At 55.4% G+C, this 7,606-nt stretch carries 5 protein-coding genes; all 5 read left to right on the top strand.

The genetic code is table 11. From position 1 onward, the window contains the following. Window positions 1–2,565, top strand: a 2,565-nt coding sequence (locus tag ACOSYY_RS09175; protein ID WP_421661967.1) for an SMC hinge domain-related protein, incomplete at its 5' end; no start/stop codon positions are given. Between the two features lie 517 nt (window positions 2,566–3,082). Continuing rightward, window positions 3,083–3,340, top strand: coding sequence for a hypothetical protein (locus ACOSYY_RS09180; RefSeq protein ID WP_421661968.1), 258 nt, complete (start codon window positions 3,083–3,085; stop codon window positions 3,338–3,340). Between the two features lie 444 nt (window positions 3,341–3,784). After that, window positions 3,785–5,947 carry a squalene--hopene cyclase gene (shc, locus tag ACOSYY_RS09185; protein WP_421661969.1) on the top strand — a complete coding sequence of 721 codons (2,163 nt, stop codon included), beginning with the start codon at window positions 3,785–3,787 and terminating at the stop codon, window positions 5,945–5,947. Window positions 5,948–6,007: 60 nt separating this feature from the next. After that, the gene (locus ACOSYY_RS09190; RefSeq protein ID WP_421661970.1) at window positions 6,008–6,793 is read left to right on the top strand and encodes a 5'-methylthioadenosine/S-adenosylhomocysteine nucleosidase family protein; all 786 of its coding nucleotides are present in this window, start codon (window positions 6,008–6,010) and stop codon (window positions 6,791–6,793) included. A gap of 2 nt (window positions 6,794–6,795) precedes the next feature. Continuing rightward, window positions 6,796–7,563 carry an MlaE family ABC transporter permease gene (locus ACOSYY_RS09195; RefSeq protein ID WP_421661971.1) on the top strand — a complete coding sequence of 256 codons (768 nt, stop codon included), beginning with the start codon at window positions 6,796–6,798 and terminating at the stop codon, window positions 7,561–7,563. Window positions 7,564–7,606: the final 43 nt, after the last annotated feature.

Below are 7,606 nucleotides of genomic sequence, written 5' to 3' on the forward strand. Positions count from 1 at the left end.
GGGGAACTCGAGGGGGAGACGACGCGCTTGCTCGACCAACGGGCGGCGGCCGTCGCGGAGGAGGAGCGAGGGCGCAAGGACGTCCTGCAACTGGCTGTTCTTGTCGCGAATACCGAACAGGGCATCTCGCAATTGGCCAAACGAATGGAAGATCTTGCGGGCCGCGGAACTCGCCTGTCGTCGGAGCGAGACGAACTGCGGAGCCAACGTGAAGCGGCGATCGACCGCCATGAGGCCTTGCGCAAGGAATATGGAGAGGCGGATCGTCTTGTCTCGCAACTGCGGACGGAACAACGAACGGTACAAGAAGAGGCCGCTCAAGCTACTGGCGTTCTGCAGTCGTCGGATCAAGTGATCTTACGGCGCTCGGAAGAGCTGGCCGGGGTGGATTCGCGTCTTGAGGCCTTGCAGAGTGTGGTTCGTGAGGAGATGGGGTACGGTCGGCAAGGGACCCAGCAAGGCCCCGCCCTGAAGTCATGCGATGGAGTGCGGGATGCGGTGGCCGAATGGCTGGTGATTCCATCAGGGATGGAGCGGGCGGTTGAGGCGGTGTTGGGAGAGCGCGTTCGCGGATGGTTTGTGGATGAACCGTCCGTCGGGCGGCGGTTGATCCGTTTTCTCCAAGAGGAGGCGCTGGGACGAGGCAGTTTTATTCCGCAGCTCCCGCGATGGGAAGGCGGACGAGCTCATGACTGGTGGACGTCGATAGCAACGCAGCCGGGCGTCATCGGGCTCGCTGTGGATCTGATCCAAACCGACGTCATCCGAGCGGCGGCTCGAGATTCGCTGTTCGATCGCGTCGTCATTGTTCGATCATTGGACCAGGCGATGCAGCTGTGGGAACAACATGCGTGGAGCGCTCCGAACGGTCCGATCCTAGTAACTCTGGATGGCGAAGTAGTGGATGCGTCAGGCATCGTGACGGGCGGTCAGGTTCAAGGAATGCCCGGTTTGCTTGAGCGCCGACGAGAGGTGATCGATTTGGAAACCAAACGCCACTCGCTCGTCACGGAGCTCGATCAGAGCAAGCAACAGCGTGACATGGTATTTGCCCAGATCCGGTTGCTCACCCAACGGGATCGCCAACTCGGCGATGCGCTTCGTGACGCCGAAATGCAAAATCTGTCGCTCCGCAAGGATGAAGAAAAACTTCAACATGTGCTCAACGATCTTGACCATCGACTCACCGGGATGGAGGCGGAAATTCAGGAAGGTATTGGAGAAGGTCAGCGGTTGGAACAAGAATCGAACTCGATTCAAGCCCAGTTGGGTCAGTGGCTTGCTGAGAAGAATGGGCAAGAAACGATGTTAGGAAGAGTCCGCGAGCGACTGAGGCTGTTCGATCAAGAGCTGAGAACGCATCAGGAACGTGTGACGGAAGCGAAGCTGGCCGCTGAAGGGTTGCGAGCCAAACGGGAGCATGAACAACTGAATCGGACTCGAGTGACGCAACAGATTCAGGAGACGGAAGATCGGCGTTGTGCGTTAGGTGAGCATCTGAACGGTCTGAAGGGACTGATTGAGCAGAGCCAGGCCGAGCAAGCCCGTCAGGAAGCTCTCTGCCAAGAGCTCGGCGTAACCGCGGGGCGGGTGAAGGGAGAATTGGTTTCCACTCAGGAACGACAGGCGCAACAGATGGCGGTCAGCCAAACGCTTGAATCCAGCCTGGACGAGCTGCGACGTGGAGTGTCGGTCATTCGGGATGCTCGGATGACGGTGGAAGTTCGTCGAGCGGAAATTCGCACGCAATTGGGGACCGTAGAAGGGACGTTGTCGGGGACCTATCAGCTTGACCCGCTGACACTGGTCGATACGTTGAATTCAAACGAGTCGCCGAGCGAGGGTGACGCTCCGGTCGTACAGGAGACCGATCACTGTTCGGATGCCGAGTTGAAAGAACAGTTGCAGAAGCTTCGTGACCGGCTGGGTCGTATGGGACCGATCAACTTAGCCGCGATCAGCGAACATCAGGAGTTGGAGGAGCGCCACAAATTCTTATCCGTCCAAGAGCAGGATCTATCGAACTCGATCGCTTCGCTCAAGGAGATTATTCAGAGGATTCACCGGACGACGAAGGAAATGTTCGCGGCCACCTATGAGGAATTGCAACAGAAGTTTACCGAGGTCTTCGGCCAATTCTTTCCTGGCGGGAGGGCGGAGTTGCAGTTGGTCGATGAACCGCCTCCGGAAAGCGGTGAGCCAGCCGGCAGTCAGGAACCGGGTATAGAAATCGTGGCCCAACCACCCGGCAAACGGCTGAAGAGCATCACTATGCTGTCGGGAGGAGAAAAGACGCTCACGGCGATGGCGCTGTTGTTTGCGAGTTTTTTGATACGGCCGACGCCATTCTGTCTGTTGGACGAAATCGACGCCCCGCTGGACGAGGAAAACATCGGCCGGTTCACCGGAGTCTTGAAGGAGCTGGCGCAGAACGCGCAGTTCCTCGTCATCACGCACAATAAGCGGACAATGAGTATCGCCGATTCTCTCTTCGGCGTCACTATGGAAGAACCAGGGGTGTCCAAACTGGTGTCCGTTAGGCTCGGCGATCTGCAGCCGGCCTAGGAGTAAGCCGCCTTCAGGATTCAATGATGGGCCGAGCCTCTAGGACTATGAGTCTAAGCTTCGGCGGGATTCTGTCCAGACGTTACACGCTCTTGAGTAACGTAATGACGGGAAGTTCTTACGCGATTTCCTACCGTGTATAGACTCATTTCGGAGCGGGTTTGACGGATCAAGCTTTCCGGTTACCAAAGTAATCGCGCTCTGCGATATCAATCCCATAGGTAGTTTGATCCATCACTGTGCAAAAGTGGCCTGATTTATGCCAAAAAATGCTCAGCGACTTGGAAAAAGTGGCTGAGTAGTAGGGCGAGTTGCGCCTCACCTAATGGAATGTGGAGGCTTCTGGTGAAAGGAAGCAATATTCGTCAATGAGTTGTGTCTCTGTTCCATTTGCTTCCGCTCGGTGAATATGCGGTCTAGAAAGAGTGGTTTTGCTAGGAGAAGTGAATTGTCGCCGGTATCGTTGTTGCTCTACAGGCATGAAGCCACTTCAAACCATCAATAATGAGGAGCGATCATGGCGCTTTCGCAAATCCCGGACAGAGGCGCGCACCCACAATCGTTCGCCAATCTCACTCTTGCCCAAGTGACCTTGGAAGCACTGCTCATGCCGAACAGCAAAGCTGAAGCGGGTCGGTTGCAGACGGCGCGGGATGAGCGGCGAGAGACGCTGTATGATGATCCACTTAGGCCCATCACAGGAATAGTCAATGGTCTGCGCCTGTCGGTCACGCTGTGGAGCTTCATCGCTCTCGTTGTTCTGTTAACGCGGTAACTTGTTCCCTGTGTGGCCAAATCCCTTCCCTTCTTATTGTGTCACTTGTGCCGTGCCACCACCGCACCACACCCCGTTCCCACATCTCACATTTGAATTACATACATCGCCGTCTTGAACTAGCATTCGGGCAAAGTGCTATTTGTCGACGGCCCAGTGCAACTACGTCGGTTCTCCACGTTAATCGACAATGCAAAGTGTCGAACGTTCAGTTATGGGTGTTGTTGACCGGATGGTTGTGAGCCCATATACCGATGAAAAATATATATACATCAGGCACTTCTCCGTCGCCTTGCTTGACTCGATTCTAGGCGTCTGTTATAAAACAGCCGTGCGTTCGTATACGTTGTGAAGAGTCAGAAGTCATATTCATATTAAGGGAGACCAGCTCTCGATGTCGGTCTTTCGCCTGCCGCAGTTGTCTCTTTTGAGTCCTAACCATTCATGAACATCATAAAGGCGTTATTCACCCGCCTCTCCGACAGCCTGCTCTCGACCGTTCAGGGGCGACTCGATCCAGCTACCGAGTTTACCCCTATTACTTCGCTTCGATTGGTTTCGGACAAACCGGTTGTCCTGCCTTCATTGGATTCTTCCGCTGCTCGCCGACCCATCGGCCATGCCGTCAGCCCGCCCAATGCCGTGGATGATGCGATCAGGCGGAGTCAATCGTGGTTCTTCAACCGTCAACATGCCGAAGGGTACTGGGTCGCTGAGCTGGAAGCAGACACCACTCTGACGTCCGAATACTTAATGCTGCGTCGATTTCTCGATCGGGTTGATCCTGAACGAGAGGAGAAGGCCGTCCGATATCTTCAAGCGACGCAACTGCCGGACGGCGGATGGCCGATCTATTATGGAGGCCCGGCGGAGATCAGCGCATCGGTCAAGGCATACTTTGCGCTCAAATTAAGCGGCGTGTCGGCGACCGAACCGTTTATGGTTCGTGCCAAAGAACGGATCTTGGCGATGGGCGGCGTCCTGCAAGCTAACGTGTTTACCAAAATCACGCTGGCCTTGTTCGATCAGTACGATTGGGAAGGTGTGCCCCATATGCCCGTCGAACTGATGTTGTTGCCGAAGAAGTTCTACTTCAGTATCTATGCGATCTCGTATTGGTCTCGGGCGGTGCTCATTCCCTTGCTCATCATATTTGCGCACCGTCCGGTCTGCCATATTCCACGAGAACAAGGCATCGACGAGTTGTACCCGATCCCTCGAGCGGAAATTCGTTATTGGAAATACCCTCCATTTAACAAGGATCAAGCATGGTTCACCCCGCATAACTTCTTCGTGGCACTGGATGTGATGTTGAAACTGTATGACCGAATGCCCATGCGGGTGTTACGGGAAAAGGCGCTGCATAAAGCAGCCTGCTGGATGGTGGATCATCTCAAAGGATCCGGTGGACTCGGTGCGATCTATCCGGCGATGGCCAACTCCATCATGGCGCTTCAATGCTTAGGGTATGGTACCGATGATCCACTCGTCGTCAAGGCACTTCGCGAGATCGAGGAGTTGGAAGTCTATGACTCCACGATGATCAACGGCGAGATTGTTCCCACCCTCCATCTCCAGCCGTGTTTTTCTCCTATTTGGGATACCGCGTTGCTCACGAATGCTTTGGTCGAAGCGGGGGTGCCCCAAGATCATCCGGCCCTCCAAAAAGCGGGTCGCTATCTCATGTCCAGGCAGACCAAGACAGTGGGTGATTGGATTGTTTCCTCGCAGAATGCGGAACCGGGTGGATGGTACTTTCAGTTTGAGAACGAATTGTATCCGGATGTTGACGATTCTGCCGTGGTCATCATGGCACTTTCCAAATTGAAGATCCCTGGTCACGAGGGCGAGCTGAACGAGTCCATTTGTCGTGGGAAGCGATGGGTCTTGGCGATGCAAGGATCCGACGGCGGCTGGGGCGCCTATGATAAAGACAACAACCGAGTCGTCTTCAATTACATACCCTTTGCCGATCATAAAGCTCTCTTGGACCCCAGTACCTCCGATCTGGCCGGACGATGCCTAGAGATGCTCGGCGCATTAGGGTATGACAAAACTCATCCAGCAGCGGGACCGGCCTTGGCCTTTTTGAAGAAAGAGCAGGAGGAAGACGGCAGTTGGTACGGACGCTGGGGTGTCAATTATATCTACGGAACCTGGTCTGTCTTAGCTGGGCTCAGAGCCATCGGTGAAGATCTCTCGGCGCCTTCTATTCGTCGGGCGGTTGCCTGGCTGGAATCGAAACAGAATCCTGACGGTGGATGGGGCGAGTCCTGTCTCTCCTATAGGGACGAGTTGGAGCATCGCGGTAAAGGGGAAAGTACGCCCTCGCAAACAGCATGGGCGTTGATGGCTCTGATGTCGGCCGGAGCGATTGATTCCTTCAGCGTCGCGCGTGGGGTGCAATTTCTTCTTCGTCGACAGATGAAGGATGGAGCGTGGGAGGAAATTAGTCATACCGGCACGGGATTTCCACGCGTGTTTTATCTTCGGTATCACTGGTATTGTCAGTACTTCCCGCTGTGGGCTCTGGCAATGTACCGTAATCTTCGTTCCCGCGGGAAGATGCGAGCCGACGAACTTCGTCATCACATTGCAAAGAGCTGATGTATATCGGTCCGAGCATTGACCCCCGCCGGTTTTCTTTTCTCGCGCTCACCTGGTACTGTGCCGCCTAAACGAATCGCTATTTTTGCCGCTACTCCATGGGAAATGGGTGCGGTCCGGTCTGCATTCCTTCCCGGCGTTGAGCATCGAATCGGAAGTCTCCCTGTTTTGGTTTGCACCGTTGGCGAGAGGGAGTATTGGCTTGCCCAAACCGGCGTCGGTCTGGAAAAGGCGGGGCGAAGCGCCGCCCAATTGCTCGATTACCAGTCGTTCAACCTCATGGTATCGACAGGGTTTGCCTGCGCCCTCGTCGCAGCGGACATCGGAGCGCTCTTGGTAGGCCGTGAAGTGACGCATCGAGGAAAGCACGACGACAAGCAGTCAGAGGTTCTCGATATGCCGGGTTATGAACAGGATCTCGTCGTGACGTTCGTCGAGGCTCTGGTGCCGCCTGAGCACATTGGGCGATTTGTCTCGACTGATCGAATAATCGGCAGTGCTCGGGAAAAGCGGAGGTTTGTGCTGAGTACTCAGGCCATCGGCCTCGATATGGAAAGTTCCGCTCTGGCTACCCAAGCGCAACGGGCGAAGGTTTCCTTTGTGATCATCCGATCCGGTTCGGATCTTCTGGACGAAGATCTTCCGCTTGACTTCAATCTATTTCTCAGGCCCACTGGGTGGCTCAAAGGTATCGGGACTGTTTTGGCCGCCCCGTCATGCCTCTTGGGTCTGGGCCGGCTCCGTCGACAGAGTTTGATCGCAGCCGAGGCATTGACGGCCTTTTTTCGGAGCTATGCGGCGGCAATGGCGGCCGAAGAACAGAATAAGGAAATCTCGCCGACTTGATCATGGCGCTACTCGAACTCGTGGGCCGATGGGCTCTTACCTATGTGTCGGAAATGGGCCGGATGCTGGTCTTCGTGGTGGCGTCATTCGCTTGGTTGGCCCGTCCGCCGCTGCGGGGCATGCAAATCGTCAAGCAACTCCACTTCATCGGTTACAAGTCGACGTTTGTTGTCGTGTTGACGGCGGCCTTCACCGGGATGGTGCTGGCGCTGCAAGGCTACTATACGCTCCGAAAGTTCGGATCTGAAGGGCTGTTAGGTTCCGCAGTGGCGCTCAGTATGATTCGGGAGTTGGGGCCGGTCTTGGCTGCGCTCATGGTGACGGCGCGTGCCGGGTCCGCCATCACGGCGGAGATCGGTATCATGCGGATCACGGAACAGATCGATGCGCTCGATACCATGGCCGTCAATCCGCTCCAATACCTGATCGCGCCGAAACTCGTAGCGGGCTTGATCGGCGTACCTCTGCTGGTCGCTATTTTCGACGTGGTGGGAATCTACGGTGGCCATCTTGTCGGAGTGGACCTGCTCGGCGTCAACGCGGGTTCGTACTGGAATTCCATCGAGTCTGCGGTCGAGTGGAAAGACGTCTACGGCGGCATTCTCAAATCCATCAGTTTTGGTCTGATCGTGAGTTGGGTCTGTTGCTATAAAGGCTTTTACACCAAGATGAGTGCCGAAGGGCTTGGCACCGCCACGACGGAGGCTGTCGTGTTGTCATCGGTCTTGATTCTCATCTGGGACTATTTTCTGACATCATTGCTGTTGTAATCATGCTGAAGCTGGTGGGCGTGACGAAGACGTTGGGGGGGCA

This window comes from Nitrospira sp. BLG_2 (assembly GCF_049222245.1).